The 18,794-nt window shown below is 62.2% G+C and carries 17 protein-coding genes; 11 read left to right on the forward strand and 6 right to left on the reverse strand.

All coding sequences use genetic code 11. The features are described 5' to 3' along the window. A complete protein-coding gene (locus ACODR6_RS13100) occupies positions 1 to 1,260 on the forward strand; it encodes a lytic murein transglycosylase (RefSeq protein ID WP_489022598.1) in 1,260 nt (419 codons plus the stop codon). 3 nt (positions 1,261 to 1,263) lie between these two features. Here ACODR6_RS13100 and ACODR6_RS13105 read toward each other — a convergent pair whose 3' ends face one another. Next, positions 1,264 to 1,713: a GNAT family N-acetyltransferase gene (locus tag ACODR6_RS13105; protein ID WP_489022599.1), complete on the reverse strand. Its 450-nt coding sequence runs from the start codon at positions 1,711 to 1,713 to the stop codon at positions 1,264 to 1,266. A gap of 11 nt (positions 1,714 to 1,724) precedes the next feature. Beyond that, complete coding sequence (locus ACODR6_RS13110; RefSeq protein WP_130279391.1) at positions 1,725 to 3,356, reverse strand: MFS transporter; 1,632 nt, start codon at positions 3,354 to 3,356, stop codon at positions 1,725 to 1,727. A gap of 251 nt (positions 3,357 to 3,607) precedes the next feature. Between ACODR6_RS13110 and rimP the strand changes: the two genes are divergently transcribed. From rimP to ACODR6_RS13155, 9 genes are all read left to right on the forward strand, one after another. Further along, positions 3,608 to 4,213, forward strand: a complete 606-nt coding sequence (rimP, locus tag ACODR6_RS13115) for a ribosome maturation factor RimP (RefSeq protein ID WP_112714212.1) — start codon at positions 3,608 to 3,610, stop codon at positions 4,211 to 4,213. 60 nt (positions 4,214 to 4,273) lie between these two features. Then, positions 4,274 to 5,878, forward strand: coding sequence for a transcription termination factor NusA (gene nusA / locus ACODR6_RS13120; RefSeq protein ID WP_112714210.1), 1,605 nt, complete (start codon positions 4,274 to 4,276; stop codon positions 5,876 to 5,878). Continuing rightward, a complete protein-coding gene (locus tag ACODR6_RS13125) occupies positions 5,878 to 6,564 on the forward strand; it encodes an RNA-binding protein (protein ID WP_489022600.1) in 687 nt (228 codons plus the stop codon). Before nusA ends, ACODR6_RS13125 begins: the two co-directional genes overlap by 1 nt. A gap of 98 nt (positions 6,565 to 6,662) precedes the next feature. After that, positions 6,663 to 9,359, forward strand: coding sequence for a translation initiation factor IF-2 (infB, locus tag ACODR6_RS13130; protein ID WP_489022601.1), 2,697 nt, complete (start codon positions 6,663 to 6,665; stop codon positions 9,357 to 9,359). A 74-nt stretch (positions 9,360 to 9,433) separates the two neighbouring features. Continuing rightward, a complete protein-coding gene (gene rbfA / locus ACODR6_RS13135) occupies positions 9,434 to 9,838 on the forward strand; it encodes a 30S ribosome-binding factor RbfA (protein ID WP_489022602.1) in 405 nt (134 codons plus the stop codon). A gap of 14 nt (positions 9,839 to 9,852) precedes the next feature. Next, positions 9,853 to 10,785 (forward strand): tRNA pseudouridine(55) synthase TruB, encoded by a 933-nt coding sequence (gene truB / locus ACODR6_RS13140; protein ID WP_489022603.1) that lies wholly within the window; start codon positions 9,853 to 9,855, stop codon positions 10,783 to 10,785. Between the two features lie 169 nt (positions 10,786 to 10,954). Then, the gene (gene rpsO / locus ACODR6_RS13145; protein WP_026283114.1) at positions 10,955 to 11,224 is read left to right on the forward strand and encodes a 30S ribosomal protein S15; all 270 of its coding nucleotides are present in this window, start codon (positions 10,955 to 10,957) and stop codon (positions 11,222 to 11,224) included. A 331-nt stretch (positions 11,225 to 11,555) separates the two neighbouring features. Then, complete coding sequence (pnp, locus tag ACODR6_RS13150) at positions 11,556 to 13,694, forward strand: polyribonucleotide nucleotidyltransferase (protein WP_112714200.1); 2,139 nt, start codon at positions 11,556 to 11,558, stop codon at positions 13,692 to 13,694. Positions 13,695 to 13,769: 75 nt separating this feature from the next. Further along, entirely contained in the window at positions 13,770 to 14,786 is a 1,017-nt protein-coding gene (locus tag ACODR6_RS13155; protein WP_489022604.1) for a class I SAM-dependent methyltransferase, read from the forward strand. 47 nt (positions 14,787 to 14,833) lie between these two features. Here the strand turns inward: ACODR6_RS13155 and fabI are convergent, their stop codons facing one another. Genes fabI through fabA form a run of 3 tightly spaced genes read right to left on the reverse strand, consistent with a single transcriptional unit; the run spans position 14,834 to position 17,427 of the window. Beyond that, complete coding sequence (gene fabI, locus ACODR6_RS13160) at positions 14,834 to 15,640, reverse strand: enoyl-ACP reductase FabI (RefSeq protein WP_203429834.1); 807 nt, start codon at positions 15,638 to 15,640, stop codon at positions 14,834 to 14,836. Between the two features lie 4 nt (positions 15,641 to 15,644). Next, positions 15,645 to 16,868, reverse strand: a complete 1,224-nt coding sequence (gene fabB, locus ACODR6_RS13165; protein ID WP_413710696.1) for a beta-ketoacyl-ACP synthase I — start codon at positions 16,866 to 16,868, stop codon at positions 15,645 to 15,647. A gap of 52 nt (positions 16,869 to 16,920) precedes the next feature. Next, positions 16,921 to 17,427: a 3-hydroxyacyl-[acyl-carrier-protein] dehydratase FabA gene (fabA, locus tag ACODR6_RS13170; protein WP_112514279.1), complete on the reverse strand. Its 507-nt coding sequence runs from the start codon at positions 17,425 to 17,427 to the stop codon at positions 16,921 to 16,923. A gap of 300 nt (positions 17,428 to 17,727) precedes the next feature. Between fabA and irrA the strand changes: the two genes are divergently transcribed. Then, positions 17,728 to 18,147 carry an iron response transcriptional regulator IrrA gene (gene irrA, locus ACODR6_RS13175; protein ID WP_130279385.1) on the forward strand — a complete coding sequence of 140 codons (420 nt, stop codon included), beginning with the start codon at positions 17,728 to 17,730 and terminating at the stop codon, positions 18,145 to 18,147. 3 nt (positions 18,148 to 18,150) lie between these two features. Here irrA and ACODR6_RS13180 read toward each other — a convergent pair whose 3' ends face one another. Then, positions 18,151 to 18,786, reverse strand: a complete 636-nt coding sequence (locus ACODR6_RS13180) for a trimeric intracellular cation channel family protein (RefSeq protein ID WP_199629861.1) — start codon at positions 18,784 to 18,786, stop codon at positions 18,151 to 18,153. Between the last annotated feature and the right edge of the window lie 8 nt (positions 18,787 to 18,794).

Consider the following 18,794-nt stretch of genomic DNA (forward strand, 5'->3'; position numbering starts at 1 on the left):
ATGTCCGAATTGAAGATCCTTGCGCGTCTTTCGATCCTGACCGCCGCACTCGCTGTCTCGTTTCATCTTCCAGCGCAAGCCGCGCCATCCAAGGCCGCCGTCGAAGCGCAGTTCGAGAAATGGGTGCAGAACGACCTGCGGCCGGAAGCCGAGAAGAACGGCATCTCGGCCAAGACCTTCCAAGCTGCTTTTGCCGGTATCGAGCTCAACTGGGATCTTCCCGATCTGGCGCCGCCCGGTTTCCCGCCGCCGAAGGAGCGCAAGCAGACGCAGGCCGAATTCTCCTCTCCCGCTCCCTATTTCAACGAGGATCGGTTGAAGAAGCTCGCCATGACCGGCCGCGGCTTCGCCTCGCAATACGCCTCCACCCTCAAGCGGATCGAGAAGACCTATGGCGTGCCGGGCTCGATCGTCCTCGCCATCTGGGGCCGCGAGACCGGGTTCGGCGCCGCCAAGATCCCCAACTCCGCGATCCAGGTTCTGGCAACCAAGGCCTTCATGTCGACCCGCAAGGAGATGTTCCGCACCGAGCTGATCGCGGCACTTCACATCATCGACGGCGGTGATGTGACCCCTGCGGACTTCAAGGGCTCCTGGGCCGGTGCGCTCGGCCAGCCGCAATTCATGCCGACGAGCTATCTGAAATACGCCGTCGATTTCGATGGCGACGGCCATCGCAATATCTGGACCTCGGTGCCGGATACGCTGGCATCGATAGCCAACTATCTGGTCAAGAAGGGCTGGCAGCGCGACCGCGACTGGGGCTTCGAAGTGACGATCCCCGCGGCCGTCTCCTGCGCCCAGGAAGGTCCCGACCTCGCCAAGCCGCTGTCGCACTGGGCCTCGCTCGGCATCGACCGCATCACCGGCAAGGGTTTCCCGTCTTCGGAACTGAAGGCGGATGGCATGATGCTGGTACCGGCCGGCCGCGACGGCCCGGAATTCATCGTCACGCCGAACTTCTACGTCATCAAGGAATACAACAACTCCGACCTCTACGCGCTCTATATCGGCAATCTCGCCGATCGCATCGCCTATGGTTCCGGCGCCTTCCAGGGCGCCTGGGGGGATGTCGGTAAGATGCTGCGCTCGGATGTGGCGGCGATGCAGAAGGCGCTGGAGCGCCAGGGCTACGATGTCGGCGGCTCCGACGGGCTGCCGGGCTACAAGACGCGCCGTTCGATCGGCCAGTGGCAGGCAAAGAACGGCGAGAAGCCGACCTGCTATCCCGAGGCGTCGATGATCGGAAAGCTGAAATAGTCTTCAGAGACCGAGCTTCATGCCCTCATGGCTCGCCGTGAATCCCAGCTTCTCATAGAAGCGGATCGAATCCCATCGCGTCTTGTCGCTGGTGAGCTGCACCAGCCTGCATCCGCGCTCGCGGCAGACCTCGATTGCCCATTCGATGATGCGCGTGCCGAGCCCGCTGCCGCGTTCCGCCGCGGCGATGCGTACACTCTCGATCTGCCCGCGCCACATGCCGGTGCGCGAAAGCCCGGGAATGAAGGTCAGCTGCAGGCAGCCGACCGGATTGTCGCGATCGTCGACCGCGACGGCAAGCAGCTGGTTCTGGTCTGAGTCGATGGCGGCGAAGGCTGCGGTATAGCGCTCGTCGATCGGGTCGGAGATTGCCTCCCGGCCGCTTCCGAGCGCATCGTCGGCCAGCATCGAAATGATGGCGGGGAGATCGCTTTCCCTTGCTCGTCTGAACATCGGCCCGCTCCCTAGTGATGAATGTCGATCGGCGGCTTGTGGAAGACGTCGTCGGATGGCGGTATCGCCTGGCGCTCGATCATACGGTGGACATGCGGCAATTCCGTGCCCCGATGCAGCGCCCGCAGCCGATCGGTATTCTCGGCATCGGCCTGGGTGCGGCGCTGATTGTGGCGGATGTATTCGACCCATGTCGGCGTATGATAGCTCTCCGTCCAGATGCCGGGATTTTCGAGATCGCGCATCAGCGCCCAGGCCCGCGCGCCATCGCGAATGCGGATCCGCCGCCTCTCGCCCATCAGCTTCAGGAATTCAGGGAGATCCTCGTCGCCGATGATATAGTCGATCTGGATGACGATCGGGCCGCTGCGTGGCGTGATGTCGAGGCCGAGCGCCGGCTCGATGAAGCGGTTGAGCGGATCGAGATTGAGCGACGCAAAGGCCGGCATGGAGAAGCGCAAGCCGATGACGATGCCGACGAGCATGACCGCCGCCGAGCCATAGAGCGCATTGGAAACGCCGAACTCGTCGGCTGCGATACCCCAGAGCCAGCTGCCACCGGCAATGCCGCCGAAGGTTACCGTCTGATAGAGCGACAGCGCCCGGCCGACGACCCAGCGCGGCGTCGAGAGCTGCACGATCGTGTTGAAGAGCGACAGCGCCAGAACCCAGCAGCCGCCCGAGATCAGCAGGCCGGCGCAGGTGAGGATGGCGAAAGGGCTGGCAGCGGTGATCGCCATGCTGAGAGCAAAGCCGGCGAAGGCATAGCGGATGATCGTCTCGCTGCTCAGCGCATCGCGCAGCCGCGCGTTCAGCGCGCCACCACCAATGGCGCCGATGCCGAAAGAACCGAGCATGAAGCCGTAGGTGAGCGGGCCGCCGGAGACGAGATTGATCGCGACGATCGGCAGCAGCGCCAGAATCGAGCTCGCGCCGACGCCGAAGATGAAGCCGCGGACGAGCACTTTCTCGAGGTTCGGCGACATCGAGATATAGCGGAGCCCGGCGAAGATCGCGCTGCCGAGGCTCTCACGCGGCAGCGTCGAGGCGGGCAGGGCGGGCTTCCAGCGCTTCAGCGCATAGATCAGCGCCAGATAGCTCACAGTATTGACCGCGAAGGCCGCCGCCGCACCGGCGGCCGCAACGATCACGCCGCCGATCGCCGGGCCGACGCTGCGGGTCATGTTGAAGCCCATGCTGTTCAGCGTCACTGCATTTGGCAGATCCTCACGCGGCACCATGTCGCCGACCGAAGCCTGCCAGGAGGGATTGTTGAGGGCCGTGCCGCAGCCGATCAGGAAGGTGAAGATCAAAAGAAGCCAGGGTGTGATCCAGCCGATCAGCGCACAGGCCGTCAGCACGGCCGAAACGGCGAGCATCAGACATTGCGCCGTCAGCATCACCCTGCGCCGGTCGAAATTGTCGGCGAGCGCGCCCGAGATCAGCGAGAACAGCATGATCGGCAGAGCCGTCGATGTCTGCACCAGCGCCACCATGTCCTCGGAGGCGGTGATCGTCGTCATCATCCAGGCGGCGCCGACGGCCTGGATCAGTCCGCCGAAATTCGACGCAAGGCTCGCAAACCAGATTCTGCGATAGGTTTCATGCTTCAATGGCCCCAGCGTGGAAGAATTCGACGGCACGTCCCCTCCGTCCGGATTTGCTCCGGCTTGTCTTGTTCTCGTCCTGCCCAATATATGACGATGCGAGGCCGAGGCTAGGCAGGGATTTGCATCCGGGGCGCATTTGGCGCCAGAGCTTGCATTTTCGGAAAAACGGGCCTATATGCCACTCAAATTCTTGATCGTACGATGAAGAGTGGGCCGCAAGGACCCGCTCTTTTTTATTAGCTCGATCATGCAAAATGCTTTGAAATTTGCGAGGAGCGCACCGCTTGTCGGACCAGACAAACGTAGAAAACGAACTTGAGCCGCGGCTGATTACCGAGACCGGGCTTGACCAGCGCCTTGCCGACATCATCGAGCCTGTGCTTGTCGGCATGGGCTTCCGCCTGATCCGCGTCCGCATGCTGAATCAGAACGGCGCGACGCTGCAGATCATGGCCGAGAAGAACGATGGCACCATGACCGTCGAGGATTGCGAAGAGGTCTCCACGGCCGTTTCGCCGGTCCTCGATGTGGAAGATCCGATCGATCGGGAGTATCATCTCGAAGTGTCGTCTGCCGGTATCGACCGCCCTCTGGTGCGCAAGTCGGATTTCGTCCGCTGGCAGGGACATCTTGTGAAGTGCGAAACGTCGATCATGATCGGCAACCGCAAGCGGTTCCGCGGCAAGATTCTGGAATCGAATGCAGATGGCTTCACGCTCGAGCGTGACCAGGTTGCTTATGGCGAAGAGCAGAAGGTGGAAATCCCCTTCACGGCCCTTTCTGACGCCAAGCTTATCCTGACCGACGATCTGATCCGCGACGCCCTTCGCGCCGATAAGGCTGCGAAGGCGGAAGCCGCGAACCAGAACGACGCGGAAGACCAAGAATAACCGATCAACTACAGGCTCCAGGGACGGGAACCCGGAAGGCCAAGACGGAGAGATAAAACAATGGCAGTCAGTGCGAACCGGCTTGAGCTTCTGCAGATCGCAGATGCAGTGGCGCGCGAAAAAGTCATCGACCGCGAAATCGTGCTGGCCGCAATGGCCGACGCGATCCAGAAGGCGGCCCGCTCCCGTTACGGTTCGGAATCGAACATCCGCGCCGACATCAACCCGAAGACCGGCGAAATCCGCCTTCAGCGTCTACTCGAAGTCGTCGAGAAGGCTGAAGACTATTCCACGCAGATCCCGCTGGAACTGGCCCGCGACCGCAACCCGGACGCAGCCCTTGGCGATTTCATCGCCGATCCGCTGCCACCGATGGATTTCGGCCGCATCGCGGCGCAGTCCGCAAAGCAGGTCATCGTCCAGAAGGTTCGCGAAGCCGAGCGTGACCGCCAGTTCGACGAGTTCAAGGACCGCGTCGGCGAAATCGTCAACGGCACCGTCAAGCGCGTCGAGTACGGCAACGTTATCGTCGATCTCGGCCGTGGCGAAGGCATTATCCGTCGCGACGAAATGATCCCGCGCGAAAACGTCCGCTATGGCGATCGCGTCCGCGCATACGTATATGATGTCCGTCGCGAACAGCGCGGCCCGCAGATCTTCCTGTCGCGCACGCATCCGCAGTTCATGGTGAAGCTCTTCACCATGGAAGTTCCGGAAATTTACGACGGCATCATCCAAGTTCGCTCGGTTGCCCGTGATCCGGGTTCGCGCGCCAAGATCGCCGTTATCTCGAACGATAGCTCGATCGATCCGGTCGGCGCCTGCGTCGGTATGCGCGGTTCGCGCGTTCAGGCCGTTGTCGGTGAGCTCCAGGGCGAAAAGATCGACATCATTCCGTGGTCGCAGGATCCGGCGACCTTCGTGGTCAACGCCCTGCAGCCGGCTGAAGTCGCCAAGGTCGTTCTCGACGAAGATGCAGAGCGCATCGAAGTCGTCGTTCCCGACGAGCAGCTGTCGCTCGCCATCGGCCGCCGCGGTCAGAACGTTCGTCTGGCCTCGCAGCTGACCGGCTGGGACATCGACATCATGACGGAAGCCGAAGAGTCGGAGCGCCGTCAGAAGGAATTCAATGAGCGCACCAACCTGTTCATGGATGCTCTCGACGTTGACGAAATGGTCGGTCAGGTCCTGGCGTCCGAAGGCTTCGCAGCCGTTGAAGAGCTGGCCTATGTGGATCTCGACGAAATCGCCTCAATCGACGGTTTCGACGAAGATACCGCGCAGGAAATCCAGACCCGCGCCCGCGAATATCTCGAAAAGCTCGAAGCCGAGATGGACGAGAAGCGCAAGGCGCTCGGCGTTACCGACGAGCTGCGCCAGATCAACGGCATCACCGCCCAGATGATGGTCGCCCTCGGCGAAGACGGCATCAAGACGGTCGAGGACTTCGCCGGTTGCGCAGCAGACGATCTCGTCGGCTGGACCGAGCGCAAGAATGGCGAAACCAAGAAGTTCGAGGGTCTCTTCTCGAAGTTCGATGTTTCGCGCGTCGAAGCTGAACAGATGGTCGTTCAGGCCCGCCTGCTGGCTGGCTGGATCACCGAGGAAGACCTTGCGAAGGAAGCCGAAGCCGTTGAGGCCGATGCTGCCGAGCAGGACGCATAATGACCGCGCAGCCGGACACTTCTCCTGAGGATGATGATCTTGCAGGTTACGACGTGAACGGCCGCATGTGCATCGTGACGCGCGAAAGCGGATCGCCGGATGAGCTGATCCGCTTCGTGGCCGCTCCCGATGGCTCCATCATTCCGGACCTCAAGCGTCAGCTTCCGGGCCGGGGATGCTGGGTGAAGATCGACCGTTCGCTGGTCGACAAGGCGGTGGCGAAGAAGACCTTCGCCCGCGCTTTGAGGGCCGACGTGAAGGCTGCCGATGATCTCGGCGAAACCGTCGACCGGCTGCTGGCACAGCAGCTGATGCAGATGATGAATATGGCCCGCAAGGCCGGTCAGTTCATCACCGGCGCCTCGAAAGTGGATGCTGCGATCCGCGCTGGCGCGGCGATCGCGGTCTTCCATTCGACCGGAGCGGCCGATGATGGCGTGCGAAAGATAGACCAGGCTCGCAAGGCCTGGCACCTCGGAATGGAAACCGAGGAAGAAATACCTTCCTTCCGTCTCTTCTCGGAGAGCGAAATGGAAGGGGTGATGGGCCAGAATGCTTTTATCCATGCCGCAGTGCTTGCAGGGCAGGCAGGTGAGGGTGTAGTGAAGCGCGCAAAGATGCTCGAGCAGTACCGCAATGGCGGTCAGTCGCGAGCGCCGGGCAGCGCTGGCCGGCAAAAACAATGATACGGGCGACCGGCATCTGCCGGCCCATCATTGATCGACTTATGTGATTGACAGGGTCTGATGACGTCATCGATCCCTGTCCGAAGGAACGGGATCGAATGACCGATAGCAATGACGACAAGACACTTGGTGCAACGGGCAAGAAGACGCTGACCCTGAAACCGTCGGGGATAAGCCAGGGCACCGTGCGCCAGGATATGGGTCGCGGTCGCACCAAAGCGGTCGTCGTCGAGACCCGCAAGCGGCGCCCGATGCGCCCTGAAGATGAACGTCCGGTCGCGCCTGCTCCGGCAGCGCCGCGCGCAGCCGAGCCTGCACCCGCGCCTGTCCAGGCTCGTCCGCAGCCGCAGGCACCGGCACCCCGTATCCAGCAGCCCAGCTCTCAGCAGCAGGCTCCGCGCCAGCAGGACCGTCCGCGTCCGGTGGTGCTGAACCATCTGTCGCCGGAAGAAATGGACGCGCGCCGTCGCGCTCTTGCCATGGCGCAGGTTCGCGAAGCTGAAGACGCGGCTCGCCGTGTCGAGGAAGAGAAGCGCCGCGCTGTCGAAGAAGCTGCCCGTCAGGCCGCTGAAGCTGAAGAAGCTGCGCGCCGTGCGGCTGAAGAAGCTGCCCGTCCGCCGGCACCTCCGGTCGTTGAAGCCCCGGCACCGGCTCCGGCTGCAGAGCCTGTTCAGGCCCGTGCGGCTCAGCCGTCGGCACCTGCTGCCCGCCGCCCCGATGCCGCACCGGCACCTGGCGCTGCGCGTCCCGGATCTGCAGCTGCTCCGGCAGCCGCCCGCGGCCGCCGCGAAGGCGAAGAAGATGATCGCGGCGGTGCTGCGCGCGGTGCTCCGGCACGCGGCCGTGTTGTCCGCCCGGAACCAGCAAAGCCCGTCACCACCCGTCCGAAGGGCGAGGAAGACCGCCGTCGCGGTAAGCTGACGATCGGCACTGCCGGCGTTGACGACGAAGGTTCGCGCGGCCGCTCGATGGCTGCCACCCGCCGCCGTCAGGAAAAGTTCCGCCGCAGCCAGATGCAGGAAACCCGCGAAAAGGTCATTCGCGAAGTCATCCTGCCCGAAACCATCACCATTCAGGAACTGTCGCAGCGTATGTCTGAACGCGCCGTCGACGTCATCAAGTACCTGATGAAGGAAGGCCAGATGATGAAGCCGGGCGACGTCATCGACGCCGACCTCGCAGAACTCATCGCCAGCGAATTCGGCCACACCGTCAAGCGCGTCTCGGAATCCGACGTCGAAGAAGGCATCTTCGACAAGGCCGACGATGCCGGCGAAATGGTATCGCGTCCGCCTGTCGTCACCATCATGGGTCACGTCGACCACGGCAAGACGTCGCTGCTCGACGCCATCCGTCAGGCAAACGTCGTCTCGGGCGAAGCCGGCGGCATCACCCAGCATATCGGTGCCTATCAGGTCGAACAGAACGGCCAGAAGATCACCTTCATCGACACCCCCGGCCACGCCGCCTTTACGGCCATGCGTGCCCGCGGTGCGCAGGCGACGGATATCGCGATCCTGGTGGTCGCGGCCGACGACAGCGTGATGCCGCAGACGATCGAGTCCATCAACCACGCCAAGGCGGCTGGTGTTCCGATCATCGTGGCGATCAACAAGATCGACAAGCACGAAGCCAAGCCGGACCGCGTCCGGCAGCAGCTTCTGCAGCACGAAGTCTTCGTGGAATCGCTCGGCGGTGAAGTGCTCGACGTCGAAGTCTCGGCCAAGAACAAGACGAACCTCGACAAGCTGCTCGAAGCCGTCCTGCTGCAGGCCGAAATCCTCGACCTTAAGGCCGACCCGACCCGTACTGCCGAAGGCACCGTCATTGAAGCTCAGCTCGACCGTGGCCGTGGTGCGGTTGCGACCGTTCTCGTCCAGAAGGGTACGCTGAAGCCGGGCCAGATCATCGTTGCCGGCGATCAGTGGGGCCGCGTCCGCGCGCTCGTCACCGACAAGGGCGATCACGTCAAGGAAGCCGGTCCGGCGACCCCGGTCGAAGTTCTCGGTCTTTCCGGCACGCCGGCTGCAGGCGACAAGTTTGCCGTCGTCGAAAACGAAGCCCGTGCTCGCGAAATCTCCGAGTACCGCCAGCGTCTGGCGCGCGACAAGGCTGCTGCCCGCCAGTCCGGCCAGCGCGGTTCGCTCGAACAGATGATGAGCAAGCTGCAGAACACCGGCTACAAGGAATTCCCGCTGGTCATCAAGGGTGACGTGCAGGGTTCGATCGAAGCCATCATCGGCGCCCTGGACAAGCTCGGTACCGACGAAGTGCGTGCCCGCATCGTTCATTCGGGCGCCGGCGCCATCACCGAGTCGGATATCTCGCTTGCCGAGTCCTCCGATGCGGCGATCATCGGCTTCAACGTCCGTGCCAATGCACAGGCTCGTACCGCTGCCGAGCGCGGTGGTATCGAGATCCGCTACTACAACATCATCTACGATCTGGTGGATGACGTGAAGGCAGCGATGTCGGGCCTGCTGTCGCCGGAACGTCGCGAGACCTTCCTCGGCAATGCCGAGATCCTTGAGGTGTTCAACATCACCAAGACCGGCAAAGTCGCGGGTTGCCGCGTCACGGAAGGCAAGGTCGAGCGTGGTGCAGGCGTACGCCTCATCCGCGACAACGTTGTTATCCACGAAGGCAAGCTCAAGACGCTCAAGCGCTTCAAGGACGAAGTATCGGAAGTTCCGGTCGGTCAGGAATGCGGTATGGCCTTCGAGAACTACGAAGACATCCGCGCCGGCGATGTCATCGAATGCTTCCGCGTCGAGCATATCACCCGCTCGCTCTGATCGCGCGGACCTGTATCATGGACGGGCGCCGGATCACGTAAGGCCGGCGCCCGAACCTTTTGAGGCAAAGAAAAATGGCAACAAGACCGACAACCTCCGCTCCTTCCCAGCGCATGCTGCGCGTCGGCGAGCAGGTGCGTGCTGCGATCACGCAGGTCCTGCAGCGCGGCGAAGTCCGCGACGACGTGATCGAAAAGACCGTGATCTCCATCTCCGAAGTGCGCATGTCGCCCGATCTGAAGATCGCGACCGCCTTCGTGACGCCGCTCGGCGTCTCCGATCATGACAAGGTGATCGCGGCGCTGAACAAGAATGCGAAATACATCCGCGGCCGCCTCAGCAATCAGCTGCGCCAGATGAAATACATGCCGGAAGTCCGCTTCCGCGACGATACGAGCTTCGACAATTACAAGAAGATCGATGAGCTCCTGCGCTCTCCAGAGGTCAGCCGCGACCTCGATGACGACGCTGACGCCTGATAACAGAAGAAGACATGTCCAAACCACGTAAACCCAAGGGCCGCCCGGTTTCCGGCTGGCTGATCCTCGACAAGCCGGTGGACTTCGGCTCCACGGAAGCCGTCTCCAAGATCAAGTGGCTGTTCAAGGCGCAGAAATGCGGCCATGCCGGTACGCTCGATCCGCTCGCCTCCGGCATGCTGCCGATCGCGCTTGGCGACGCCACCAAGACCGTTCCCTATGTCATGGATGGCCGCAAGATCTACGAATTCACCGTCACCTGGGGCGAAGAGCGCGCCACCGACGATCTCGAGGGTGACGTCACCCAGAGCTCGGACAAGCGTCCGTCTGAGGAACAGATCCGCGCCCTGCTACCGGGCTATACCGGCGTCATCAGCCAGGTTCCGCCGCAGTTTTCGGCGATCAAGATTGCCGGTGAGCGCGCCTACGATCTCGCCCGTGAGGGCGAGGCCGTCGAGATCCCGCCGCGCGAAGTCGAGATCTTCCGCCTGACGCTGCTCTCCTGCCCGGATGCCAGCACCGCGCATTTCGAAGTCGAATGCGGCAAGGGCACCTATGTCCGCGCTCTCGCCCGTGATTTCGGCCGCGAACTCGGTTGCTACGGCCATATCTCGGGTCTCCGCCGCACCTTCGTCGCTCCCTTCGCCGAAGACAGCATGATCCCGCTTGCCGATCTCGTCGCCCTCGAAGCGATCGAGGATCAGGACGAGCGTCTGGTCGCCCTCGACGCGCTGCTGATCGACACCAGCGAGGCGCTTTCCGCGCTGCCGCATCTCATCGTCAACGACGACCAGGCGCACCGCCTGAAAATGGGCAACCCGATCCTGGTGCGCGGCCGCGATGCGCCGATCACCGAGAGTGAAGCCTATGCGACGGCGCGCGGCAAGCTGATCGCCATCGGCGAGATCGGCCAGGGCGAATTCCGCCCGAAGCGCGTCTTCGGCTGAGGCCACAGGAGCCTTGAGGAGGCGTGCCAGTCATGCCTCTTCCCTTCGCTGTCTGAATGGTTTATAGGCAGCGCCAGCATCAGGCAGGCCTGAATGCAATTCGCGGCCAAAGCTGGACGACATCCCGGCTTTTGGCGACCTTATCTCCTCTCATTGAAAGGAACATCCGATGTCGATTACTGCTGAGCGCAAGACCGCCCTGATCAAGGAATACGCAACGTTCGAAGGCGACACCGGTTCTCCGGAAGTCCAGGTTGCTATCCTGACCGAGCGGATCAACAACCTCACGGAACACTTCAAGGGCCACAAGAAGGACAACCACTCCCGCCGTGGCCTGCTGACGATGGTTTCGAGCCGCCGTTCGCTTCTCGACTACCTCAAGAAGAAGAACGAAGGCCGTTACACCAAGCTGATCACCAGCCTGGGTATCCGTCGCTAATGTTTTCCGGCGGGCTCTTCGGACGCCCGCCGGTTGCTTATTCGGGGCTTGGTGCCCCACAGACTGCCCGCCCCGTTTGATATCTCGCGTGGCGGAACTGAGGCAGACCCGGATGGGCCGGTTTTGCCAAAACAACCGTTGACCTGTCATGGGGCAGGATTGCCGGATGCTTTCCGGCCAAGGTACCGAAGCCTTGGCCCGGCTTTCTCGAAAGCCGCTGCCGCAAAGCCTCCCGTTGTCTTGCCCATGATGCGTCACATAATTGCGGTCGATCGCGCGCTATGCCTTGAAAGGGTCGTGGCGCCTGTTCCCGCATTGAAGGACAAGACATATGTTCGATACCCATAGCGTGGAAATCGAGTGGGCAGGCCGCCCGCTGAAGCTCGAAACCGGCAAGATCGCCCGTCAGGCTGACGGCGCCGTTCTCGCCACCTACGGCGAAACCGTCGTTCTCGCGACCGTCGTTTCCGCCAAGGCTCCGAAGCCCGGCCAGGATTTCTTCCCGCTCACCGTCAATTACCAGGAAAAGACCTACGCAGCCGGCAAGATCCCCGGCGGCTACTTCAAGCGCGAAGGCCGTCCGTCGGAAAACGAAACCCTCGTTTCCCGCCTGATCGACCGCCCGATCCGCCCGCTCTTCCCGGAAGGCTACAAGAACGACACGCAGGTCGTTGTCACGGTCATCCAGCATGACCTCGAAAACAACCCGGACATCCTGTCGATGGTTGCGACCTCCGCAGCCCTGACGCTCTCCGGCGTTCCCTTCATGGGCCCGGTCGGCGGCGCTCGCGTCGGCTACATCAACGGCGAATACATCCTCAACCCGCATCTCGACGAGATGGACGAGTCGGTTCTCGACCTCGTCGTTGCCGGTACGCATGACGCCGTTCTGATGGTTGAATCCGAAGCCAAGGAACTCAACGAAGAAATCATGCTCGGCGCCGTCATGTTCGGCCACAAGGGCTTCCAGCCGGTTCTCGACGCGATCATCAAGCTCGCCGAAGTGGCTGCCAAGGAACCGCGCGACTTCCAGCCGGAAGACTATTCGGAACTCGAAGGCGAAATGCTGAAGCATTTCGAAGCCGAACTCCGCACCGCCTACAAGAACACGCAGAAGGCTGAACGCTACGCTGCCGTCGACGCCGTCAAGGCGAAGGTCAAGGCACACTTCCTGCCGGAAGAAGGCGAAGCCAAGTACACGGCTGAAGAAGTCGGCGCGATCTTCAAGCACCTGCAGGCCAAGATCGTTCGCTGGAACATCCTCGACACCAAGAGCCGCATCGACGGCCGTGACCTCGAAACCGTTCGTCCGATCGTTTCCGAAGTCGGCCTCCTGCCGCGCACCCACGGTTCTGCTCTCTTCACCCGCGGTGAAACGCAGGCGATCGTCGTTGCCACGCTGGGCACCGGCGAAGACGAACAGTATGTCGACAGCCTGACGGGCATGTACAAGGAGCGCTTCCTGCTCCACTACAACTTCCCGCCCTACTCTGTTGGTGAAACCGGCCGCATGGGCTCCCCGGGCCGCCGCGAAATCGGTCACGGCAAGCTCGCATGGCGCGCTATCCGCCCGATGCTGCCGTCGGCTGAACAGTTCCCCTACACGCTGCGCGTTGTCTCCGAGATCACCGAGTCGAATGGTTCGTCCTCGATGGCAACCGTTTGCGGCACCTCGCTGGCGCTCATGGACGCAGGCGTTCCGCTTGCCAAGCCGGTTGCTGGTATCGCCATGGGCCTGATCCTCGAAGGTGACCGTTTCGCCGTTCTCTCCGACATCCTCGGCGACGAAGACCACCTCGGCGACATGGACTTCAAGGTTGCCGGTACCGCTGACGGCATCACCTCGCTGCAGATGGACATCAAGATCGCCGGCATCACCGAAGAGATCATGAAGGTCGCTCTCGGCCAGGCACAGGGCGGCCGCAAGCACATCCTCGGCGAAATGGCCAAGGCCATCACCGAGAGCCGTGGCCAGCTCGGCGAATTCGCTCCGCGCATCGAAGTCATGAACATCCCGGTCGACAAGATCCGTGAAGTCATCGGCTCCGGCGGCAAGGTCATCCGCGAAATCGTCGAAAAGACCGGCGCGAAGATCAACATCGAAGACGACGGCACCGTCAAGATCGCCTCGTCCTCGGGCAAGGAAATCGAAGCGGCCCGCAAGTGGATCCACTCGATCGTTGCCGAGCCGGAAATCGGCGTTATCTACGAAGGCACGGTCGTCAAGACCGCCGACTTCGGCGCTTTCGTCAACTTCTTCGGCGCTCGTGACGGCCTCGTCCACATCTCGCAGCTCGCTTCCGAGCGCGTTGCCAAGACGCAGGACGTCGTCAAGGAAGGCCAGAAGGTCTGGGTCAAGCTCCTCGGCTTCGACGAGCGCGGCAAGGTCCGCCTGTCGATGAAGGTTGTCGATCAGGCGACCGGCCAGGAAATCCCGGCCGACAAGAAGAAGGAAGAAGCAGCCGAGTAAGCTGCGCCTTTCCAAGACTTCATGGGCGCGGGACTGTTTCCGCGCCCTTTTTGTATTCAAAGACGAGATGAGCCCATGAGCCGCGAAACGCTGAAGACCCTGTTCCACCCCTTTGCCAGCGGCACCGTCGATGCGCCGGGCGAGGGGCAGCGCGTGCTGTTTCTCGGCGCCGAGGCAGGCTTCGCACTGCCGGAGGGCTTTGCGGCCTCGCTGCGCGCCGTACAGGGCTTCCGCCCGCTGTTCCGGCAGCTACAGGCGCAGCGCATCGAAACCACGCCTGAGATCGACGGTGAGGATTACGATGCGGCTCTGGTTCTCTGCACCAAACACAAGGGCGAGAACGAGGCAAATATCGCTTCGGCGCTTTCCCTCGTGAAAACAGGCGGCCTCGTTGTCGTCGCCGGTGGCAAGGAAGACGGCATCCAGCCGCTGCGCAAGCGCATGGATGGCTTCGGCTTCGATATCGAGCACATGCCGAAATATCACGGCGTCGCCTTCTGGTTCATCCGCCCGGCTGATGTCAGCGAAGCTGCCGCCAAATTCGCCAAGGCATCGGTGCGCGTCGACGGCCGCTTCATCGCCGCCCCCGGCATGTTCTCGCATGATCGTATCGACGACGGCTCGGAACTGCTCGCCTCGCGCCTTCCGACCGATTTCACCGGCGACGCCGCCGATTTCGGCGCTGGCTGGGGCTATCTCTCAGTCGAACTGATGGAGAAGTCGCCGCGCCTCGAGCGTATCGACCTTTACGAGGCCAACCACGCCTCGCTGGAAGCCGCCAAGGACAATCTGGCAGAGAACTTCCCGAAGGCGCCCGCTCGCTTCTTCTGGCACGATCTGGCCGCCGAGCCGGTCAAGGACAAGTACGACCTGATCATCATGAACCCGCCCTTCCACGAGGGCCACGCCGCCGAGCCCTCGCTCGGCCAGGCGATGATCAAGACTGCAGCCTCGGCGCTACGCGGCGGCGGCCGCCTCATGCTCGTCGCCAACCGCGGCCTACCTTACGAGCCGGTCCTGGCGGCAAGCTTCCGCGAAAGCGGCGAAACCTGCCGCAACGCCCGCTTCAAGGTTCTCTGGGCGAAGAAATAAGAAAGGCGGCCAATGGCCGCCTTCTTCATATCTGGATGTTGGAAAGCTTACTCGACGTCTGCAGTCCGCAGCGCGTCCAGCGTCGGCATCGAGGTGATGTTGAAGCCTGCGTCGACGAAATGGATTTCGCCGGTGACGCCGGCCGACATGTCGGAGAGCAGGTAGAGCGCCGAATTGCCGACATGGTCGATGCTGACGGTCTTGCGCAGTGGCGCATTGCGCTGGTTCCACGAGAGGATCGCGCGGGCGTCGGAGATGCCGGCGCCGGCGAGCGTGCGGATCGGGCCGGCGGAGATCGCGTTGACGCGGATGCCCTTCGGACCGTAATCGGCCGCCAGATAGCGCACGGAAGCTTCCAGTGCAGCCTTCGCAACGCCCATGACGTTGTAGTTCGGAATGACGCGCGTCGAGCCGTTATAGGTCAGCGTCAGCATCGAACCGCCGTCGCTCATCAGCGGTGCACAGCGCTTGGCGATCTCGGTGAAGGAGAAACAGGAGATCACCATCGTGCGGCTGAAGTTTTCGCGCGTCGTGTCGGCGTAGAGGCCCTTTAGCTCGTTCTTGTCGGAAAAGCCGATGGCGTGAACGATGAAATCGAGCTTGCCCCAGCGTTCCTTGATCGATTCGACGAGAGCATCGACCGAAGCGACGTCCTCGACATCGCAGGGCAGGACGAAGTCGGAGCCGACTTCAGCTGCAAGCGGCTTCACGCGCTTGCCCAGCGCCTCGCCCTGAAAGGTGAAAGCCAGCTCGGCGCCCTGGGCGGCCAGCGCCTTCGAAATGCCCCAGGCGATAGAATGGTTGTTTGCGACGCCCATGATGAGGCCGCGCTTACCCTGCATGAATCCCGTCATGGTATTATCCGTTGTAACGCTGGAAGACGAGCGTAGCGTTCGTGCCGCCGAAGCCGAAGGAGTTGGAAAGGGCAATGTCGATCTTGGCATCGTCGATGCGCTTGCGAACGATCGGCACGCCGTCGAACTCGGGGTCGAGTTCCTTGATATGGGCGCTTTCGCCGATGAAGCCCGCCTGCATCATCAGCAGCGAGTAGATCGATTCCTGCACGCCGGCCGCGCCGAGCGAGTGGCCGGTCAGCGACTTGGTCGACTGGATGTGCGGGATCTTGTCGCCGAAAACTTCGCGGATCGCTCCGATTTCCTTGCTGTCGCCAACGGGCGTCGAGGTACCGTGCGTGTTGACGTAGTCGACGCTGCCCTTCACCGTCGCGAGTGCCTGGCGCATGCAGCGGATGGCGCCTTCGCCCGACGGAGCGACCATGTCGTAACCGTCGGAGGTCGCGCCGTAGCCGACGATTTCGGCGTAGATCTTGGCGCCGCGGGCCTTGGCATGCTCGAGTTCTTCGAGAACGAGAACGCCGGCGCCGCCAGCGATGACGAAGCCGTCGCGGCTGACGTCATAGGCGCGAGACGCAGTATCTGGCGTGTCATTGTACTTGGAGGACATCGCGCCCATCGCGTCGAAGAGGTTCGACATCGTCCAGTCGAGATCTTCATGGCCGCCGGCGAACATGATGTCCTGCTTGCCCCACTGGATCATTTCAGCGGCATTGCCGATGCAGTGTGCAGAGGTCGAGCAGGCCGACGAGATCGAGTAGTTGACGCCGTGGATCTTGAACCAGGTGGCGAGCGTTGCCGAAGCCGTAGAAGACATCGCCTTCGGCACGGCAAACGGGCCGATGCGCTTCGGGCTGTTGTTCTTGATGGTGATGTCGGCCGCTTCGATCAGCGTGCGGGTGGACGGGCCGCCCGAACCCATGATGATGCCGGTGCGCTCGTTGCCGCCGATATCGCTGTCTTCGAGGCCGGAATCGGCAATCGCCTGCTTCATGGCGACGTGGTTCCACATGCCGCCCTGCGACAGGAAGCGGGCTGCACGGCGGTCGACGAGGTCGGTCACGTCGATCTTCGGCGAACCCCAGACCTGGCACTTGAAGCCGTGCTCGGCGAAATCGTTCGAAAACGAAATGCCGGACTTGGCTTCGCGCAGCGACGCGGTGACTTCCTGTGCGTCATTGCCGATGGAAGAAACGATACCCAGACCTGTGACAACAACCCGTCTCATGTCGATGACCTCTTCTAAAACGTCTTTGTATTTGGAGCGGTCTAGCCGCGGTTCAGGCTTTCGACAGGCCGACGCGCAGGTCGCTCGCCTGGTAGATGACTTCCCCGTCTGCCTTCAGCCAGCCGTCGGCAGTGCCGAGAACCAGGCGGCCGCGCATGACGCGCTTGAAGTCGATGCCGTATTCGAGGAGCTTCGTCTCGGGGCGAACCATGCCCTTGAACTTCACTTCGCCTGTCGACAGTGCCATGCCGCGGCCGGGCTCGCCGAGCCAGCCGAGGAAGAAGCCCGTCAGCTGCCACATGCCGTCGAGGCCGAGGCAGCCCGGCATGATCGGATTTCCCTGGAAGTGGCAAGGGAAATACCAATCGTCGGGCTTAACATCGTACTCGGCGCGAATGTAACCTTTGTCGAACGCTCCGCCGGTTTCGGAGATGTCGGTAATGCGATGGACCATCAGCATCGGCGGCAGGGGAAGCTGTGCGTTGCCGGGGCCGAACAGTTCGCCACGGCCGCAGGACAGGATTTCCTCATAGTTGAAGCTCGATTGTCTCGTCGTCATGAAAAGTCTGTGTCCCCCGCAACGTGCTGATGGAGTGAGTGTTTAGTCCAAGTTCTTCGGAAAATGAAGCATAAGCATGGCTGCCTCTTATTCCGCGCCGGACCGGCGATCTGCCTTATTTGGTGGTCGCATACAGGAAGGCCAAGGCCGCGGCCAGAGCTAAATGCGTCAAAGGCCGGATTTTAAGGCATTTCCGCCCCTATTGTCCCCATTGAAACTATTGAAAGGCTTTTGCGCAAAAGTTATATGGCTTAGGAAACCTGATTACTTGACGCTAGAATTAACCGGAGTTCCTCCTTGATGGCGCCAGAAGCCCCGATTAGCATCGAAGCACGACTGCGCAGTGCCGGCCTTCGTCCGACCCGCCAGCGCGTTGCCCTCGGGGATCTCCTGTTTGCCAAGGGCGACCGGCACCTGACGGTCGAGGAACTGCACGAGGAAGCCGTCACCGCCGGCGTGCCCGTGTCGCTGGCGACAGTCTACAACACGCTGCACCAGTTCACCGAGGCCGGGATGATCCGCGTTCTCGCCGTGGAAAGCGCCAAGACCTATTTCGACACCAACGTTTCCGATCACCATCACTTCTTCGTCGAGGGTGAAAACGACGTGCTCGATATCCCCGTCAGCAATCTGACGATCGGCAATCTGCCGGAGCCGCCCGAAGGCATGGAAATCGCCCATGTCGACGTGGTGATCCGTCTGCGCCCGAAGAACCGCTAAATCTTACATCACATCGTCAGGGTGACGGCCGGGCCTGTGCTTGTAGGTCGGGAACGTCCATCCGAACCACAGCGCGCCGCCGCGGATCGCGAAGGCTGCCGCTGCGCCGAGCGCTGACGCGGCATAGAGGGGCACGCCGAGCTCCGTTGCGCCGGTAAAGACGCCGGCGCCGATCAGCGCCGCGGTGATATAGATCTCAGGCCGCAGCAGGACCGAAGGCTCGTTCGCCATGAGATCGCGCAGCACGCCGCCGAAGGTCGCGGTCAGCGTTCCCGTCACGACGGCGATGGTGGGGGAGCCGGTGGCCGCCAGTCCCTTCGCCGCGCCCATGACGCAATAGGCCGACAGGCCGATGGCATCGAGCCAGATCAGCAGCCGGTAGCGCGATTCCACCAGATGCGCGGTGAAGAACACGACGACGCCGGTGATGCAGCAGATGATGATATAGGCCGGGTTCAAGACCCAGAAGACCGGAACGCGGCCGAGCACGATATCGCGCACGGTGCCGCCGCCAATACCCGTCACCGTCGCGAAGAACAGGAAGCCGATGAGGTCGAGCTGCTTGCGCGATGCCGCAAGCGCGCCGGTCGCCGCGAAAAGCGCAATGCCGGCATAATCGAGATAGGCGAGCAGCGACATTTCAGGGT

Source organism: Rhizobium sp. FG96, from assembly GCF_057808655.1.